General features: G+C 69.4%; 12 protein-coding genes. 9 read left to right on the forward strand and 3 right to left on the reverse strand.

Translation table 11 applies throughout. The features are described 5' to 3' along the window. Positions 1-26: 26 nt before the first annotated feature. Positions 27-4,010 carry a type VII secretion protein EccCa gene (eccCa, locus tag ACIP8W_RS01960; RefSeq protein ID WP_401957779.1) on the reverse strand — a complete coding sequence of 1,328 codons (3,984 nt, stop codon included), beginning with the start codon at positions 4,008-4,010 and terminating at the stop codon, positions 27-29. 469 nt (positions 4,011-4,479) lie between these two features. On the opposite strand from eccCa, the gene eccD reads away from it, so the two are divergent. The 6 genes from eccD to ACIP8W_RS01990 all read left to right on the forward strand — a co-directional run bounded on the left by eccD (position 4,480) and on the right by ACIP8W_RS01990 (position 11,730). Next, positions 4,480-5,979: a type VII secretion integral membrane protein EccD gene (gene eccD / locus ACIP8W_RS01965; RefSeq protein WP_402201603.1), complete on the forward strand. Its 1,500-nt coding sequence runs from the start codon at positions 4,480-4,482 to the stop codon at positions 5,977-5,979. A 261-nt stretch (positions 5,980-6,240) separates the two neighbouring features. Further along, positions 6,241-6,531, forward strand: coding sequence for a 30S ribosomal protein S15 (rpsO, locus tag ACIP8W_RS01970; protein ID WP_114623975.1), 291 nt, complete (start codon positions 6,241-6,243; stop codon positions 6,529-6,531). 340 nt (positions 6,532-6,871) lie between these two features. Continuing rightward, a complete protein-coding gene (locus tag ACIP8W_RS01975) occupies positions 6,872-9,097 on the forward strand; it encodes a polyribonucleotide nucleotidyltransferase (RefSeq protein WP_402148297.1) in 2,226 nt (741 codons plus the stop codon). Continuing rightward, the gene (locus tag ACIP8W_RS01980; RefSeq protein ID WP_402148295.1) at positions 9,094-10,470 is read left to right on the forward strand and encodes a M16 family metallopeptidase; all 1,377 of its coding nucleotides are present in this window, start codon (positions 9,094-9,096) and stop codon (positions 10,468-10,470) included. The genes ACIP8W_RS01975 and ACIP8W_RS01980 overlap by 4 nt, the downstream gene beginning before the upstream one ends. Positions 10,471-10,519: 49 nt before the next feature. Beyond that, positions 10,520-11,272 carry a 4-hydroxy-tetrahydrodipicolinate reductase gene (gene dapB / locus ACIP8W_RS01985; protein ID WP_401957787.1) on the forward strand — a complete coding sequence of 251 codons (753 nt, stop codon included), beginning with the start codon at positions 10,520-10,522 and terminating at the stop codon, positions 11,270-11,272. Between the two features lie 5 nt (positions 11,273-11,277). Next, positions 11,278-11,730, forward strand: a complete 453-nt coding sequence (locus ACIP8W_RS01990; RefSeq protein ID WP_402201604.1) for a hypothetical protein — start codon at positions 11,278-11,280, stop codon at positions 11,728-11,730. 70 nt (positions 11,731-11,800) lie between these two features. Here ACIP8W_RS01990 and ACIP8W_RS01995 read toward each other — a convergent pair whose 3' ends face one another. Beyond that, positions 11,801-12,349: a hypothetical protein gene (locus ACIP8W_RS01995; protein ID WP_401957793.1), complete on the reverse strand. Its 549-nt coding sequence runs from the start codon at positions 12,347-12,349 to the stop codon at positions 11,801-11,803. 94 nt (positions 12,350-12,443) lie between these two features. Then, a complete protein-coding gene (locus tag ACIP8W_RS02000) occupies positions 12,444-12,683 on the reverse strand; it encodes a hypothetical protein (protein WP_401957794.1) in 240 nt (79 codons plus the stop codon). A 231-nt stretch (positions 12,684-12,914) separates the two neighbouring features. Between ACIP8W_RS02000 and thyX the strand changes: the two genes are divergently transcribed. The 3 genes from thyX (at position 12,915) to ACIP8W_RS02015 (ending at position 17,574) form a co-directional block, all read left to right on the forward strand. Beyond that, positions 12,915-14,561, forward strand: a complete 1,647-nt coding sequence (gene thyX, locus ACIP8W_RS02005) for an FAD-dependent thymidylate synthase (RefSeq protein WP_402201605.1) — start codon at positions 12,915-12,917, stop codon at positions 14,559-14,561. 261 nt (positions 14,562-14,822) lie between these two features. Beyond that, positions 14,823-15,722: a 4-hydroxy-tetrahydrodipicolinate synthase gene (gene dapA / locus ACIP8W_RS02010; RefSeq protein ID WP_401957796.1), complete on the forward strand. Its 900-nt coding sequence runs from the start codon at positions 14,823-14,825 to the stop codon at positions 15,720-15,722. A gap of 166 nt (positions 15,723-15,888) precedes the next feature. Then, positions 15,889-17,574, forward strand: a complete 1,686-nt coding sequence (locus ACIP8W_RS02015) for a ribonuclease J (protein ID WP_401957799.1) — start codon at positions 15,889-15,891, stop codon at positions 17,572-17,574. Positions 17,575-17,966 lie beyond the last annotated feature (392 nt).

Raw genomic sequence — 17,966 nt, forward strand, 5'->3', positions numbered from 1 at the left:
GTCAAGTCAACGCGGCAATACCGATGTCACCGGCCCTGCCAGTTCCCATCCTCCGGAACAAGTCCCGTCTGTACGAGCGGATTCCCGCGCCGGCGCGTCACGAAGACGCCCCGCCCGGTCGGCATCGGACGCGGTCGTGCGTTGCCGAAGACGGAGCCCTCGTTCGGGTCGCCGGAAAGCAGCAGCGCCTGCGCGCCGAGTTCCTGCATGCGCTGCATGAAGGGTTCGTACGCGGCCCTGCTCGCGCCCGCCGTGTTGCGGGCGATGATGAAGCGGACGCCGACGTCACGTGCGAAGGGCAGCATTTCGGTGAGCCCGGAGAGCGGGTTGCCGCTCGACGTGGAGACCAGGTCGTAGTCGTCGATGACGACATAGACCGTCGGGCCGCGCCACCAGCTGCGGTCCCGCAGCTCCTGCGCCGTGACATCGGCGGAGGGCGTACGGCGCCTCATCAGGTCGGCCAGGGCGTCCATGTGGTGGTCCATGTTGTTGGACATGGGGATGTACTCGGCCAGATGCGTGGCCGGGGTGGCGTCCAGCAGACCGCGGCGGTTGTCGATGACGAAGAGCTTGCAGGAGTCGCCGTCGTACCGCTCGGTCAGCTGCTTGATCAGCAGCCGCAGCAGGTTCGACTTGCCGGACTCGCTCTCGCCGAACACCATCAGGAACGGGTCCTGCTCGAAGTTGACGTAGACCGGCTCCAGGTTGTTCTCGTCGATGGCGAAGGCCACCCCGCGCTCCGGGTACGCCGAGCCCCCGGGCAGCTCCGCCGCGGGCAGTTCGCGCGGCAGCAGTCGTACGGCGGGGGCGCCCGGAGCGGTCCAGTGCCGGGAGACCTCCTGGGACATGGCGGCCGTCGCCTCCGACAGGTCGCTGTCGGAGTTGATGCTGTCGATCCGCGGCACCGCCGCCATGAAGTGCAGCTTCTCCGGGGTCAGACCGCGTCCCGGCACACCCGCCGGGACATTGACGGCGACCTTGCGGTCCAGCTCGGAGTCCATGGTGTCACCGAGACGCAGCTCCAGCCGGTTCATCAGATGGTCCTTGAGGTTCGCGCGGACCTCCATCGTGCGCGAGGCCGTGAGGACCAGATGGATGCCGTAACCGAGCCCGCGCGCCGCCACGTCCAGCACGGCCTGCTCCAGGCCCTCGTAGTCCGCGCGGAAGTTGCCCCAGCCGTCGATGACCAGGAACACGTCGCCCCACGGCTGGTCCGTCACGGAGATCTCGCCGCGCGCCCGCAGCCTGCGGAAGGTGGCGATGGAGTCGATGCCGGAGCTGCGGAAGTACTCCTCGCGCCGGGTCATGATCCCGTACACCTCGGCGACCGCGCGCCGGACCCGCTCGGGGTCGAGGCGCGAGGCCACCCCGCCGACATGCGGCAGACCGGCGATCGACGACAGCCCGCCACCACCGAAGTCGAGCCCGTAGAACTGCACTTCCTGCGGGGTGTGCGTCAGCGCGAAGGCCGAGACCAGCGTCCGCAGCAGGGTCGACTTGCCCGACTGGGGCCCACCGACGATCTGCATATGGCCCGCGGCCCCGGAGAAGTCCCGGTAGAGCGTGTCACGGCGCTGCTCGTACGGCTTGTCGACCACACCCAGCGGTACGACAAGACGCCCCGCGCCCTCGAACCCGGGCTGTGTCAGCCCGCGTCCCGCCACCCCCGCCAGTCCCGGCAGCAGCTCGTCGAGGGCCGGCGGGTTGTCCAGCGGTGGCAGCCACACCTGATGCGCCTCGGCGCCGCGCCCCTCCAGCCTCCGTACGATCACATCCAGTACGGAGTCGGCCAGCGCGTCGTCCTCCGTACGTCCCTCGGGCACCCGGGCGTGGGCGGCCGGCTCGACGTACCGCACCGGCACCGGAGCGGCCGTGAACGGGACGGGCCTGCGGTCCACGGGCAGCGGATCGCCGAGAGCCGCGCTCCGCTGGGGGCTGGTGCGGTACACCCCGGAGACGTACGCGGCCTTGAACCGCACCATCTCGTCCGTACCGAACTTCAGATAACCGGAACCGGGCACATTGGGCAGCTGGTACGCGTCGGGCACCCCCAGCGCCGCGCGCGACTCGGCCGCGGAGAACGTCCGCAGACCGATCCGGTACGACAGATACGTCTCCAGACCGCGCAGCCGCCCCTCCTCCAACCGCTGCGAGGCCAGCAGCAGATGCACGCCCAGGGACCGCCCGATGCGTCCGATCTGCACGAACATCTCGATGAAGTCGGGCATCGCGGTGAGCAGCTCGCTGAACTCGTCGATGACCAGCACGAGCGAGGGGATCGGCTGGAGCGGGGCACCGGCCGCGCGTGCCTTCTCGTAGTCGTGGATGTTGGCGTAGTTCCCCGCGTCGCGCAGCATCTCCTGCCGGCGGTTCAGCTCACCGCGGATGGAGTCGCCCATGCGGTCCACCAGCGTCAGATCGTCCGCCAGGTTGGTGATCACCGCGGCGACATGCGGCATCTGGGACATCCCGGCGAAGGTCGCGCCGCCCTTGAAGTCCGCGAGAACGAAGTTGAGGGTCTCCGACGAGTGTGTGACGGCGAGACCCAGGACGAGCGTGCGCAGCAGCTCGGACTTGCCGGAACCGGTGGCGCCCACACACAGGCCGTGCGGGCCCATGCCCTCCTGCGCGGCCTCCTTCAGGTCCAGCATCACGGGCGCGCCGTCCTCGCCGACCCCGATCGGGACGCGCAGCCGCTCCGCCTGGGAGCGCGGCCGCCAGGTGCGGCTGACGTCGACGGAGGCCGCGTCGCCCAGGTTCAGCAGATCGGTGAAGTCGAGGTTGGCGAGCAGCGGCTCGTCGTCGTCCCCGCCGGCGGCCACCGAGAGCGGGGCGAGCTGGCGGGCGAGTGCCTCGGCCGCCTCCTCGCTCAGCAGGTCGGGGGTCCCGTCGTACACCAGCCCGTGGCCGGACTCCAGTTGCAGGGAGTCGGGGTGGACGACCACCGACAGCCCGCCGCGCGCGCCGGTCGTCTCGCCGGGGACGACCTCGATGACGGTCACGCCCTGGAGCCCCTCGGCCGCCGCGAGCGTCGACATCGGGGGCACCGACAGGCCGTCCAGCACGACGACGATATGCGGCTGGTCCAGCAGCGGATGGCCGCTCGCCCCGAACCGGGGGCGCCCCTCGAAGCGGTCGGCGAGCAGCTCCTCCAGCTCCATCGCCTCCGTGGTGATGAGGCGGCGGCTGCCCGCGCCGTCACTGCTGCCGGTGGCCTGGGCGTGCGGAAGCCACTTCGCCCACTCCCACCGCGCGGCCTCCTCGCGCCCGGCGACCACCGCGACGACCAGGTCCTCGGGGGAGTGCAGCGCGGCCAGCGAGCAGACCATCGCACGGGCCGTGGAGCGTACGGACTCCGTCTCGCCGCTGACCGTCAGGTGGTAGAAGGCCCGCAGCGAGATCGCCATGGGCAGCCCGTCGAGCGTGGAGTGGGCCGCCAGGAACTGCTGGAGCGCGCCCGCCGTCAGCGGCTCCAGCTCGTCCACCGGCGCGGTCTCGGGGGCGATCAGCGGGGTGGCGAGCTGTTGGCTGCCGAGCCCGATGCGTACCTGCCCGAAGTCGTCGTCCCCCGCGCGCCGCTCCCATACCCGGCTGCCCTCGGCCACCAGCGCCCACAGCTGCTCGGGCGAGGGGTGGAGATAGAACTGCGCGTCACGCTGGAGGTGCGCGGTCCGCAGGACGGTCCGCCTGGTCTGCGTCAGATACTTCAGATAGTCGCGCCGCATATCGGCGAGCTGCCCCTGGGTGCCGCGCCGGTGCCGTACCAGCATCGCGATGCCCATGGCGATCGTCGACGCGATCATGATCATGCCCATGATCCGCATGATCGGATTCGGTGTCATGAAGAAGAAGACGACCGACCCGCCCATGCCCAGCATCGGCAGCAGCTGCATCAGCGCCCCCTCCTGCTGCCCGCGCGGCAGCTCCGGAGGGGGTTGCACCTGCACCTGCTCGCCGGGTACTTCTGCGGGCAGGGCCCGTGGTGGGCGCTTGACGACGATCTGACTCACAGCTCACCAATTCCCTTGCCGGATGGAAACGTTCCTATCGGCGCCCCCGTGGCGACGGGCTCCATCCGCGGGGAGGGATCCTACTTGCGAGCGGGGAAAGGGCGTGGCGGTAGGGTGGCGCGACGCGTTTGCTCGCTGGTGAACTACCGCGAAGCGAAGGGTCATTCGCGAGGTCAGTCGCGGGCGGTGTGAGACCGGTGTGAGGGTGCTGTGAGACCGGGGTGCGAAAGCGGCACATCAGGGGCTCTCCACCCCGAGTGTCATGAGTACGTCACAAACAATGGAGTCGGAGGAACGGCCCCCGCGCACCGGACGTGACACCACGCGGACAGGACGTGCGGATTCCCGTACGGACCCGGTACGGCGACCCCGTACGGGAATCCCGTACGGCACCGCGCCGGCATCGCCACGGCAACGACTTCATGGGGCACGGCTCCATGAGAACCACGAGGGGAACCAGCAGGTGAGTATGACGGCCCCAGCGGCGGCCACCGACACCCGTCACACGGCCCCCGGCGCCCCGCCCCGCGGCGGCACCGGTTTCTGCCGGGTCACGGTCGTCGCGCCGGACAGCCGCGTCGATGTGGCGCTGCCCGAGGACATCCCCGTCGCCGACCTCTACCCGGAGATCCTCCGGCTGTCCGGCCAGAGCCCCGCCGAGGGCGCCCCGGTCGGCTACCACCTGGTACGACGCGACGGCACCGTACTCGAAGGCGCCCGCACCCTGGCCGCGCAGCGGATCCTCGACGGCGAGCTGCTGTCGCTGCGGCCGTTCGCGGAGTCGCTGCCCCCGGCGGTCTTCGACGACGTCTCCGACGCCGTCGCCACCGCGGTCGCCCGCGACCGCACGCTCTGGACCGACAGCCTCACCCGGGGCGCCGGGCTCTTCGGCGGCTCCGTCCTGCTGACGCTGGTCGCCTTCGTCCTGTGGACCGCCGCCCCGCGCCACGACACGCACGGGCTGCCGGGCATCCTGGCCGCCGTCACCGGTCTCCTGCTGCTCGCGCTCGCCGCCGTACGGGCCCGGGTGTACGACGACAGGGCCTCCTCCGTCGCGCTGGGCACCGGGGCGCTGGCCAATGTCGCCGTCGCCGGGGCCGGACTGCTGCCGCTGGGGGAGGGGCAGGGCGTCGGCAGGCTCCAGTTCCTGCTGGCCTGTGTCGCCGTCCTGGTCGCCTCCGTGATCCTGATGATCGCCGCGCCCGGCGGGGACGGCCCGTTCGTCGCCTTCGTCTTCGCCGCCGCGGTGGGAGTCCTGGTGATGTTCCTCGCGATCACCACCGATCTGGAGCCCGCCGAGACCGCCGCGGTCTGCGCCCCGCTCGCCGTGGGCGCGCTCGCCTTCCTGCCCGGCCTCTCCACCCGCTTCGCCCGCCTCCCCATCGGCTTCGAGCCGCCCCGTACGGCGGTGGGCGGGTACGGGAACGACCCCACGCCCCCGGGCCCCGTCGACGCCGAGCGCATCGCGGCGCAGGCCAGGCGCGGACACGAACTGCTGGTCGGGCTGGTCGGCGGCTGCGCGCTGGTGGCCGTGGGCGCCGCCGCGGTGCTCGGGTTCTCCGGCGGCGTGTGGGGGCAGCTCCTCGCACTCGCCACCGGCATCGCCATGCTGATGCGCGCCGGCCTCTTCCGCTACACGGCGCAGGTCGGCTGCGCCCTCGCGGCGGGCCTCGGGGCGCTGGTCCTGCTCGTCCTGGGGCTGTGCCTGAACCCGCCGGCGGCGCTGATGCGCGACGCGCTCGCGGGCGACGGCAGGGCGCTGGACATCCGTACGGTCTGGCTCACCACCGCGGTCGTCGCCGTCGCCGCGCTGATCACCGCCATCGGCCTGATCGTGCCGCGCAAGGGCGTCACCCCCTTCTGGGGCCGCTTCCTGGAGATCGCGGAGGCCTTCGTCCTGCTGACGCTCGTACCCCTGTGCCTCGCGGTCTTCGACGTCTATCACTCGATCCGCGCACTGACCTCGTAGCGGGTTCTCGTAGCGTTTCCGGCAGGCAGGTACTCCCCGTACGACGCAGGGCGACCGGTGCGATCAGTACGACGGGCATACCGAAAATGGCCCACGGAAGGGACTGGTACTCTGGCGACGACCGTTTGTGTACGTGACCCCGGACCCCGTCAAGGATCCTCGGTCTGCGCGCAACGGATCCCCGCCTCCCGAGTCACGGAAGCTCCCCAGAGTATTCGACCTGGGGCACTCGAAGGCCACGAAGACCCACGAGGAGTACGCGTGCCGCTCGACGCCGCTACGAAGAAGACCATCATGACCGAGTTCGGCACCAAGGAGGGCGACACCGGCTCCCCCGAGGTCCAGGTCGCCATGCTGTCGCGCCGGATCTCGGACCTGACCGAGCACCTCAAGACCCACAAGCACGACCACCACTCCCGTCGTGGTCTGCTGATCCTGGTCGGTCAGCGCCGCCGCCTGCTGCAGTACCTGGCCAAGAAGGACATCCAGCGCTTCCGTGCGCTGGTCGACCGCCTGGGCATCCGCCGCGGTGCGGCCGGCGGGGCCAAGTAAGACACCGTGAAGGGAGCGGTTCCCACTTCCAGGGGACCGCTCCTTTCGCGTATGCGCGTCCTCTCTCAGTAACCTGGACGTACACGCACAACTGAAGAGCACGACCAGCACCACCGAAGAGCACGGCACAGCCGCCACGAGCGCGGCTGAACACGAGCACCGCCGAAGAGGAGGAGCGACCTCCACCGCCGCCGGTCCTCGGTAGTGGCCCCCGGAAAGGCGAAGCGGCCCACGCCGCAGCCCCGGGTGCTTCGATCGAAGACCGGCCCGCACCAAGGAGCGCTTCTCCGCCACGTCCCCTGCCACACGGGCACCGGACGAAGACGAGGAGAAATCACTAGTGGAGAACGAGACCCACTACGCCGAGGCCGTTATCGACAACGGAACCTTCGGCACCCGCACCATCCGCTTCGAGACCGGCAGGCTCGCCAAGCAGGCCGCCGGCTCCGCCGTGGCCTACCTGGACGACGACACCATGGTGTTGTCGGCCACCACCGCCTCCAAGAAGCCCAAGGACCAGCTCGACTTCTTCCCCCTCACGGTGGACGTCGAGGAGCGGCAGTACGCGGCCGGAAAGATCCCCGGCTCCTTCTTCCGCCGCGAGGGCCGTCCCTCCGAGGACGCGATCCTCACCTGCCGGCTGATCGACCGCCCGCTGCGCCCCTCCTTCAAGAAGGGCCTGCGCAACGAGATCCAGATCGTCGAGACGATCATGGCGCTCAACCCCGACCACCTGTACGACGTGGTCGCGATCAACGCCGCCTCCTGCTCCACGCAGCTGGCCGGCCTGCCCTTCTCCGGCCCGATCGGCGGCACCCGTGTCGCTCTGATCAAGGGCCAGTGGGTCGCCTTCCCGACGCACACCGAGCTCGAGGACGCCGTCTTCGACATGGTGGTCGCGGGCCGCGTCCTGGAGGACGGCGACGTCGCGATCATGATGGTCGAGGCCGAGGCCACCACGAAGACGATCCAGCTGGTCGCGGAAGGCGCCGAGGCTCCCACCGAGGAGATCGTCGCCGCCGGTCTGGAAGCCGCGAAGCCCTTCATCAAGGCGCTCTGCAAGGCCCAGTCCGACCTCGCCGCCAAGGCCGCCAAGCCCACCGGCGAGTTCCCCGTCTTCCTCGACTACCAGGACGACGTCCTGGAGGCCCTCACCGCCGCGGTCAGGAGCGAGCTGGCCCAGGCGCTCACCATCGCCGGCAAGCAGGACCGCGAGGCCGAGCTGGACCGCGTCAAGGAGCTCGCCGCCGAGAAGCTGCTCCCGCAGTTCGAGGGGCGCGAGAAGGAGATCTCCGGCGCCTACCGCGCGCTGACCAAGGCCCTGGTGCGCGAGCGCGTCATCAAGGACAAGGTCCGCATCGACGGCCGTGGCGTCACGGACATCCGTACGCTCGCCGCCGAGGTCGAGGCCATCCCGCGCGTGCACGGTTCCGCGCTGTTCGAGCGTGGCGAGACCCAGATCCTGGGCGTCACCACCCTCAACATGCTCCGGATGGAGCAGCAGCTGGACACCCTTTCCCCGGTGACCCGCAAGCGTTACATGCACAACTACAACTTCCCGCCCTACTCCGTCGGCGAGACCGGCCGCGTCGGTTCGCCGAAGCGCCGCGAGATCGGCCACGGCGCGCTCGCCGAGCGCGCCATCGTGCCGGTGCTGCCGACGCGCGAGGAGTTCCCGTACGCGATCCGCCAGGTCTCCGAGGCGCTGGGCTCCAACGGCTCGACGTCCATGGGCTCGGTCTGCGCCTCCACCATGTCCCTGCTGAACGCCGGTGTGCCGCTCAAGGCCCCCGTCGCCGGTATCGCCATGGGCCTGATCTCCCAGGAGATCGACGGCAAGACCCACTACGTCGCCCTCACCGACATCCTCGGTGCGGAGGACGCCTACGGCGACATGGACTTCAAGGTCGCCGGTACGAAGACGTTCGTCACCGCGCTCCAGCTCGACACCAAGCTCGACGGCATCCCCGCCTCGGTCCTGGCCGCCGCGCTGAAGCAGGCCCGCGACGCCCGCCTCCACATCCTCGATGTGATGAACGAGGCCATCGACGTCCCGGACGAGATGTCCCCGAACGCCCCGCGGATCATCACCGTCAAGATCCCGGTGGACAAGATCGGTGAGGTCATCGGCCCCAAGGGCAAGATGATCAACCAGATCCAGGAGGACACCGGCGCCGACATCACGATCGAGGACGACGGCACCATCTACATCGGTGCCGCCGACGGACCGGCCGCCGAGGCCGCCCGCGCCACGATCAACAGCATCGCCAACCCGACCATGCCGGAGGTCGGCGAGCGCTACCTGGGTACGGTCGTCAAGACGACCACCTTCGGCGCGTTCGTGTCCCTGCTCCCGGGCAAGGACGGACTGCTGCACATCTCGCAGATCCGCAAGCTCGCCGGTGGCAAGCGCGTCGAGAACGTCGAGGACGTCCTCGGTGTGGGCCAGAAGGTCCAGGTCGAGATCGCCGAGATCGACCAGCGCGGCAAGCTCTCCCTGATCCCCGTGATCGAGGGTGAAGAGGGCGCCGAGTCCGAGGACGCGAAGGACGACGCCTCCAAGTGACAACCAGCTCCAGGACGACGGCCCGCACCTCCTCGGAGGCGCGGGCCGTTGCCCGTACCCAAACCCTGCTCAAGGGTGAGAACGGCATCGGCACGGTCCGCCGTACGACACTCCCCGGCGGCCTGCGCGTCGTCACGGAATCCCTTCCGTCGGTACGGTCCGCGACCTTCGGGATCTGGGTCCAGGTCGGCTCCCGCGACGAGACGCCCGCGCTCAACGGCGCCACCCACTATCTGGAGCACCTCCTCTTCAAGGGCACGCGCAAGCGCAGCGCCCTCGACATCTCCTCCGCCATCGACGCGGTCGGCGGAGAGATGAACGCCTTCACGGCGAAGGAGTACACCTGCTACTACGCGCGAGTCCTCGACACCGATCTGCCGCTGGCCATCGACATCGTCTGCGACATGCTCACCGGCTCGCTCATCGAGGCGGCCGACGTCGACGCGGAGCGCGGGGTCGTCCTCGAAGAGATCGCCATGACCGAGGACGACCCGGGCGACTGCGTACACGACCTGTTCGCGCAGACGATGTTCGGCGACAGCCCCCTGGGCCGTCCCGTCCTCGGCACCGTCGAGACCATCAACGACCTCGACCGCGACCGGATCGCCCGCTTCTACAAGAAGCACTACGACCCGACCCGCCTCATCGTCGCCGCCGCGGGCAACATCGACCACGCCACGGTGGTACGCCAGGTCCGCAGGGTCTTCGACAAGGCCGGCGCCCTCTCCCGTACGGACGCCACCCCCGTCGCCCCCCGAGGCGGCAGCCGCTCCCTGCGCACCGCGGGCCGTGTCGAGCTGCTGAACCGCAGGACCGAGCAGGCCCATGTCGTCCTCGGCATGCCCGGCCTGTCCCGCACCGACGAGCGCCGCTGGGCCCTCGGCGTGCTGAACACCGCGCTCGGCGGCGGCATGAGTTCCCGGCTCTTCCAGGAGGTACGGGAGAAGCGGGGCCTCGCCTACAGCGTCTACTCGTACACCTCGGGCTTCGCCGACTGCGGACTCTTCGGCGTCTACGCGGGCTGCCGGCCCAGCCAGGTCCACGACGTCCTGAAGATCTGCCGGGACGAGATCGACCGCGTAGCGGCCGAGGGCCTCAGCGACGAGGAGATCGGCCGCGCCGTCGGCCAGCTCTCCGGCTCCACCGTCCTCGGCCTGGAGGACACCGGCGCGCTGATGAACCGGATCGGCAAGAGCGAGCTGTGCTGGGGCGCCCAGATGTCCGTCGACGACATGCTGGGCCGGATAGCGGCGGTCACCCCCGACGACGTACGCGCGGTCGCCCGCGATGTACTGGGACAGCGTCCCTCGCTGTCCGTCATAGGACCGCTCAAGGACAAGCAGGCGGCCCGCCTCGACGAAGCGGTCGCCTGACCGGGCCGCGAACGGGCCGTATCTCCCGAAGCCGAAGGAAAAACAGAGCATGAGCAAGCTGCGCGTGGCCGTTCTCGGAGCCGGGGGCCGTATCGGCTCCGAGGCGGTACGGGCCGTCGAGGCCGCCGACGACCTGGAGCTGGTCGCGGCCCTCGGCCGGGGCGACCGGCTGGAGACCCTGGTGGACACCGGCGCCCAGGCCGTGGTCGAGCTGACCACCCCCGCCTCGGTGATGGGCAACCTCGACTTCTGCGTACGCCACGGCATCCACGCGGTCGTCGGCACCACCGGCTGGACCGACGAACGGCTCGCGCAGCTCGGCACCTCGCTGGCCGCGTCCCCGGGGACAGGGGTGCTGATCGCGCCGAACTTCTCCATCGGCGCGGTCCTCACCATGAAGTTCTCCGAGACCGCGGCCCGCTACTTCGAGTCCGTCGAGATCATCGAACTGCACCACCCCGACAAAGCCGACGCCCCCTCCGGCACCGCCCAGCGCACCGCCCAGCTGATCGGGGCCGCCCGCACGGCCGCGGGCCTCGGCGCACAGCCCGACGCGACGGTCACGGAGCTGGCCGGGGCGCGCGGCGCCGATGTGGACGGGGTGCGGGTGCACTCCGTACGGCTGCGGGGCCTCCTGGCCCACCAGGAGGTCGTCCTGGGCGGCGAGGGCGAGACCCTCACCCTCCGCCACGACTCCCTGCACCACAGCAGCTTCATGCCGGGCATCCTGCTCGGCGTGCGGCGCGTGGTGTCCACCCCGGGCCTCACCTTCGGCCTGGAACACTTCCTCGACCTGGGCTGATCCACATGCGCGCGAAGATCACCTACTTCCTCACGGCCACCGTCCTCGTCGTCTACTTCGTCCTGGTCGGCAGCCGTGGCCTGCTGCTGATCGAACACGGCACGCCGCTCACCGTCACCTTCGGCGTCACGGTGCTGATCCTGCCCGGCATCGGTGTCTGGTTCCTCTGGAAGAGCACTCAGTTCGTCAACCGCGCCAACCGGCTGGCCGAGGAGCTGGAGGCCGAGGGCGGACTCCCGGTCGACGAGCTGGTCCGTACCCCGGGCGGCCGGATCGACCGGGACTCCGCCGACGCCGTCTTCGCCGCACGCCGCGCGCAGACGGAGGACTCCCCCGACGACTGGCGCTGCTGGTTCCGGCTCGCCATCGCCTACCACGACGCCCGGGACACCCCGCGCGCCCGCAAGGCGATGCAGCGCGCCATCGCCCTCCACGACGGCAAGCCCGTACGGGTCTGAGCGGCCCGTGTACGAAAGCGGGGTCCCGGGCCTTGACCAGGCCAGGGACCCCGCTTTCGTACGTACGCGCTCAGGCGTCGCGGTACTCGTCCGCCCAGGCGTCGACCGTGTCGGCCGCCCGCTCGAATGCCTCGCCACGCGACAGGAAGTCCGCGTTGTGGTCGGTGAGCAGGGCCAACGGTTCACCCTGCCGGCGTACGGCGTGCAGCGCCTGGCCCTGGACCGTACGGGGCAGTCCGAGCCAGCGGACCGGCTGCTGGACCGTACGGACGGCGGTGATCTGGTTCCACGCCACGGTCGTGGTCAGGAACAGGCTCACCCGGCGTACTCCGTGCCGGCTCACCCATGTCCCCATCCGGAGCATCCGCAGCGCGACGGTGATGCCGACCGAGGAAACGACGAGACAGAGCGTCGCACCGGACAGGGAGCCCACGAAAGCGATGATCATCGCCGCGAGCAGAACGAACGAGGCCAACAGGAGCAGTAGCGCGGCCGCCACCACCCGCCAGGGCCCCGGGCGGTACGGACGCCGCCAATGATCATGATCGTCGAAGGGCAGTGCGACATCGTCGGTGGTCGCGTCAAAAGCCCGGTCGGCCGTCAGGAAGGGCAGGGGCACGACTGATCCTCACTCACAAGCACGCTCGATTGCTGTGCCCGGTGAGGCTACCGATCATGCCCCCGCCCGACCACCCGAGGGGGGCCGGATGGAGTCAGCGGCCCTGCGACGCCTCGGACTGCTGGGCGCTGCCGGTCCCCTGACCGGAGTCCAGCGCGGGCATCCCGAACAGCAGGGACCCGGCGAACGCGGCGGCCATGGTGAGCCCGATCAGCGTACGACCGAGAAGCTGCGGGGTACTGGCGCGTGGCTGGGGCGGGACGGTGACGTTACTGCGGAAGCGGTCGGCCTCGGCGACAAATGCGAACGGGACGGCTTCTCGCCGGCGGAACATGAGGGCAACTCCTTGTGCTCGTGATGTGTGACTCGTACGACTGGTACGGAAAGCGGCTGATGGTGCGGCCACTACCCGGTCAGACGAACAACAGCGCCAATCGGTGCCCCGATTCCGGGGATTGGCCGGTCATCGCCGCTCCGCGCCCCCGCCGCTGTCCGTCCCGGGCGCTGTCAGTGCCGAGCCGTAGAGTGGGCGCCGCCCGTGCGACGTAACTGGAAGGACCTGTCGGTGAGCGACACCTCCGCCGGGACGAAACCGAGCTTCCGCGGCGAAGCCACCGTTGAGCTGGTGAAACACTCCGCAGGCGACTCCGATGTGCTGTGGGCCGCGCGGGTCTCCATCGCGGGTGAGCAGTCCCTGGAAGAGATCACGAAGGACCCGGAGCGCTCGAAGGGACTCATCAACTACCTGATGCGGGACCGCCACGGCAGCCCCTTCGAGCACAACTCGATGACCTTCTTCATCACCGCCCCGATCTTCGTCTTCCGCGAGTTCATGCGCCACCGCGTCGGCTGGTGCCTCGCCGGTGACACGGGGATCACCCTGGAGAGCGAGTCCGGGGCTCCCCGCGTCCGGACCATCGCCGAGCTGTACCGCCTCTGGCACCTGGAAGCGGAGGACCGACTGCCGCACTCGGCGGGCGGCGTCACCTGGCACAGCGGCGCCGGCCAGTGGACGGCACGGGTCCACACCGGCGACCAGGAGCACTACCTCGGCCTCTTCGCGAACAGGGAGGCAGCGGACTCCGCCGTCGCCGAGTTCAGGGAGCTGCACCCGGGCGCGCGCCTGCGGAACCTGGAGTCCGTCCGCAGTGGCCATGTCCGCTGTTACGACGAGGACACCCTGACCGCGGGCCGGGCCAGGATCACCGATGTCATCGCGTCGGGCGTCAAGCCGTTGATCAAGATCGTCACGGAGTCGGGCCGGGAGCTGCGGTCCACCGGCGACCACGCCGTTCTGACCTCCGAGGGCTGGCGCAAGGCCGGCGAGCTGACCGTCGGGGACGCCGTCATGACGGACGCCCCCACCGCCCCCACCTCCCAGGACACCGTCCCGCCGAGCCTGAGCCGGGGCCTCGGCGTCTGGACGGCGATGCGGCGCGAGCGCCTGATCCGGGAGAACGACTCCTGCCACCTGTGCGGCGCCGGCTTCCCCCGCAGCGAGCTGGCCCTCGACCATGTGATCCCGGTCGCGGAGGACCCCACCCGGGCGCTCGACGAGAGCAATCTGGCCCCGGTGTGCGAGGAGTGCCAGACGCGCAGGAGCACGGAGGCCCGTACGCGCGCGCGGCACACAGGCGCCCAGGCCGTCGCCCTCCCGGACCCGGTCGTCTCGATCACCGACGACGGCGAGGAGACGACCTACGACCTGTCGGTCGAGGGCCCCTGGCACAACTTCCTGGGCAACGGAATCGTCGTACACAACTCGTACAACGAGGAGTCGGGCCGCTACCGCGAGTCGCAGCCCGTCTTCTACATCCCGGGCGAGGACCGCAAGCTGGTGCAGCAGGGCAGGCCGGGCAAGTACGAGTTCGTGGCGGGGACCGAGGCCCAGCAGCAGATCACGGAACGCGCGATGCAGGACTCCTACCTCCGGGCGTACGAGGCGTACCAGGAGATGCTGGAGGCCGGAGTGGCCCGTGAGGTCGCCCGCGCGGTGCTCCCGGTCGGCCTCTTCTCGTCGATGTACGCCACCTGCAACGCGCGCTCGCTGATGCATTTCCTCGGTCTGCGCACCCAGCACGAGCAGGCGAAGGTCCCGTCCTTCCCGCAGCGGGAGATCGAGATGGTCGGTGAGCGGATGGAGGAGCACTGGGCGAAGCTCATGCCGCTCACCCATGCCGCGTTCAACGCGAACGGCCGTGTCGCCCCTTAGTCTCTGTCCGTATGCCGAGCCGGTGCCCGGGGGATGTCACGGACCTGTCCCGGCCCGGCCGGGGGCCTGTCCGGCCCCGATCGGGGCACAGATGTACGGTCGAGCGGCAGAAGTGTCCGTATTGCGGCGTTTCGAGAACTTCATCTAGGCTGATCAAAGGGACCCGGCACTGCTTGAACCCCCGAGCAGGCAGTGCCGGGCTCCTCCTGACCCGTCCCCCAAGGGGACACGGCGAGCTGAGCAGCGAGTAGCGTGTTACCCATGGCTCCGATCTCCACTCCGCAGACCCCCTTCGGGCGGGTCCTCACCGCCATGGTCACGCCCTTCGCGGCGGACGGCGCACTCGACCTGGACGGTGCCCAGCGGCTCGCCGTCCATCTGGTGGACGCAGGCAACGACGGCCTGGTCCTGAACGGCACCACCGGTGAGTCGCCGACCACCAGCGACTCGGAGAAAGAGCAGCTCGTACGGGCGGTCCTGGAAGCGGTGGGAGACCGGGCCCATATCGTCGCGGGCGTCGGCACCAACGACACCCGGCACAGTCTGGAACTCGCCCGCACCGCGGAGCGCGCCGGAGCGCACGGCCTGCTCGCCGTGACTCCGTACTACAACAAGCCGCCGCAGGAGGGCCTTTACCGGCACTTCTCGGCCATCGCCGACGCGACCGGCCTGCCGGTCATGCTGTACGACATCCCCGGCCGCAGCGGTGTCCCCATCGACACGGAGACGATCGTCCGGCTCGCAGAGCACCCGCGCATCGTGGCCAACAAGGACGCCAAGGGCGACCTCGGCCGCGCGAGCTGGGCCATCGCGCGGTCCGGTCTCGCCTGGTACTCGGGCGATGACATGCTGAACCTGCCGCTGCTCTCGGTCGGTGCGGTCGGCTTCGTCTCTGTCGTCGGCCATGTGGTCACACCGGAGCTGCGCGAGCTGCTCGAAGCGCATCTCACCGGCGATGTGCACAAGGCCACCGAGATCCACCAGAAGCTGCTCCCGGTCTTCACCGGAATGTTCCGCACCCAGGGCGTCATCACCACCAAGGCCGCCCTCACCCTGCGGAAGCTCCCGGCCGGACCGCTGCGCCTTCCGCTCATCGAGCTGTCGGACCGGGAAACCGCCCAGCTCAAGATCGATCTGGCGGCCGGCGGGGTACAGCTCTGACAACGACTTCACAACTGAATACGCACAACTGAATACGCGAGACAGCAAGACATCGGAACAGCCGAGAACTCGGCAGGCACAGCCCATACAGACAACAGCAAGTGTACGAATGTCATGCGCGCCACGTGCCTCAGCGGTACGTGGCGTGTGTGGTGAGGAGAGTCTTTTGAGTCATCCGCATCCTGAACTCGGCGCCCCACCGAAGCTGCCCAAGAACGGCCTGCGCGTCACCCCGCTGGGCGGTCTGGGCGAAATCGGCCGAAACATGACGGTCTTCGAGTACAACGGCCGTCTGCTCATCGTCGACTGCGGCGTCCTCTTCCCCGAGGAGGAGCAGCCGGGTATCGACCTGATCCTGCCGGACTTCACCACCATCCGGGACCGCCTCGACGACATCGACGGGATCGTGCTCACGCACGGCCACGAGGACCACATCGGCGGCGTTCCCTATCTGCTGCGGCTGAAGTCCGACATCCCGCTGATCGGCTCCAAGCTGACCCTCGCGCTGATCGAGGCGAAGCTCCAGGAGCACCGCATCCGCCCGTACACCCTTGAGGTCACCGAGGGGCACCGCGAGCGCATCGGACCGTTCGACTGCGAGTTCGTCGCGGTCAACCACTCCATCCCGGACGCCCTGGCCGTCGCCATCCGCACCCCCGCGGGCATGGTGGTCCACACGGGCGACTTCAAGATGGACCAGCTCCCGCTGGACCGCAGGCTCACCGACCTGCCCACCTTCGCCAGACTCGGCGAAGAGGGCATCGACCTGCTGCTCTCGGACTCCACCAACGCGGAGGTCCCGGGCTTCGTCCCGCCGGAGAAGGACATCTCGAACGTCCTGCGGCAGGTCTTCTCGAGCGCGCAGAAGCGGATCATCGTGGCGAGCTTCGCCAGCCACGTCCACCGCATCCAGCAGATCCTGGACGCGGCCCACGAACACGGGCGGCGGATCGCCTTCGTCGGCCGTTCGATGGTCCGCAACATGGGCATCGCCCGTGATCTGGGCTATCTGAAGGTCCCGGCGGGCCTGGTCGTCGACGTCAAGACGCTCGACGATCTCCCCGACCACGAGGTCGTCCTCGTCTGTACGGGCTCCCAGGGCGAGCCGATGGCCGCGCTCTCCCGTATGGCCAACCGCGATCACCAGATCCGGATCGTCCAGGGCGACACGGTGATCCTGGCGTCGTCCCTCATCCCGGGCAACGAGAACTCGGTCTACCGAGTGATCAACGGCCTGACCAGATGGGGCGCGAACGTCGTCCACAAGGGCAACGCCAAGGTCCATGTCTCGGGCCACGCCTCGGCCGGCGAGCTGCTGTACTTCTACAACATCTGCAAGCCGAAGAACCTGATGCCGGTCCACGGCGAATGGCGCCATCTGCGCGCCAACGCCGAACTGGGCGCGCTGACAGGGGTCCCCAAGGACCGCATCGTCATCGCAGAGGACGGCGTCGTCGTCGACCTGGTCGACGGCAAGGCCAGAATCGTGGGCAAGGTCCAGGCCGGGTACGTGTACGTCGACGGCCTCTCGGTCGGCGATGTCACGGAGACCCACCTCAAGGACCGTCGCATCCTCGGTGACGAGGGCATCATCTCGGTCTTCGTGGTGGTCGACTCCACCACCGGCAAGGTCGTGGGCGGACCCCACTTCCAGGCCCGCGGCTCCGGCATCGAGGATTCGGCGTTCTCGGCGGTACTGCCCAAGGTCGAGGAGGCCATCGGCAAGGCCGCCTCGGACGGCGTCGCCGAACCGCACCAGCTCCAGCAGCTCGTGCGCCGTACGGTCGGCAAGTGGGTCTCCGACACCTACCGCCGGCGCCCGATGATCCTTCCTGTCGTCGTCGAGGTCTGACAGACCTGACGCAGCGTCAGGCGTGTTGGCCGGAGCGGGGGGCCTCGATTTGCTTCGAGGCCCCCCGCTCCAGTACGTTTACGACTCCACAACGACGGGAACCCGGGGCTGATCGTATGCCCGGGGCCACCGAAGAGGTGGGGGAAACCGACTCGGATAACTCTGATAAAGTCGGAACCGCTGGAAAGGGAAAGCGCGAAAGCGAAGAACTGGAAAGCAAGCCCCGCTCCGACGGGGAATCGGACACGAAAGAGTCTGATAGAGTCGGAAACGCAGGACAGCGGGACAGAACAGAATGAAACACCGAAGGGAAAGCCCGGAGGAAAGCCCGAGAGGGTGAGTACAAAGGAAGCGTCCGTTCCTTGAGAACTCAACAGTGTGCCAAAAGTCAA

The organism is Streptomyces sp. NPDC088554 (assembly GCF_044752945.1).
Lineage (GTDB): Bacteria > Actinomycetota > Actinomycetes > Streptomycetales > Streptomycetaceae > Streptomyces.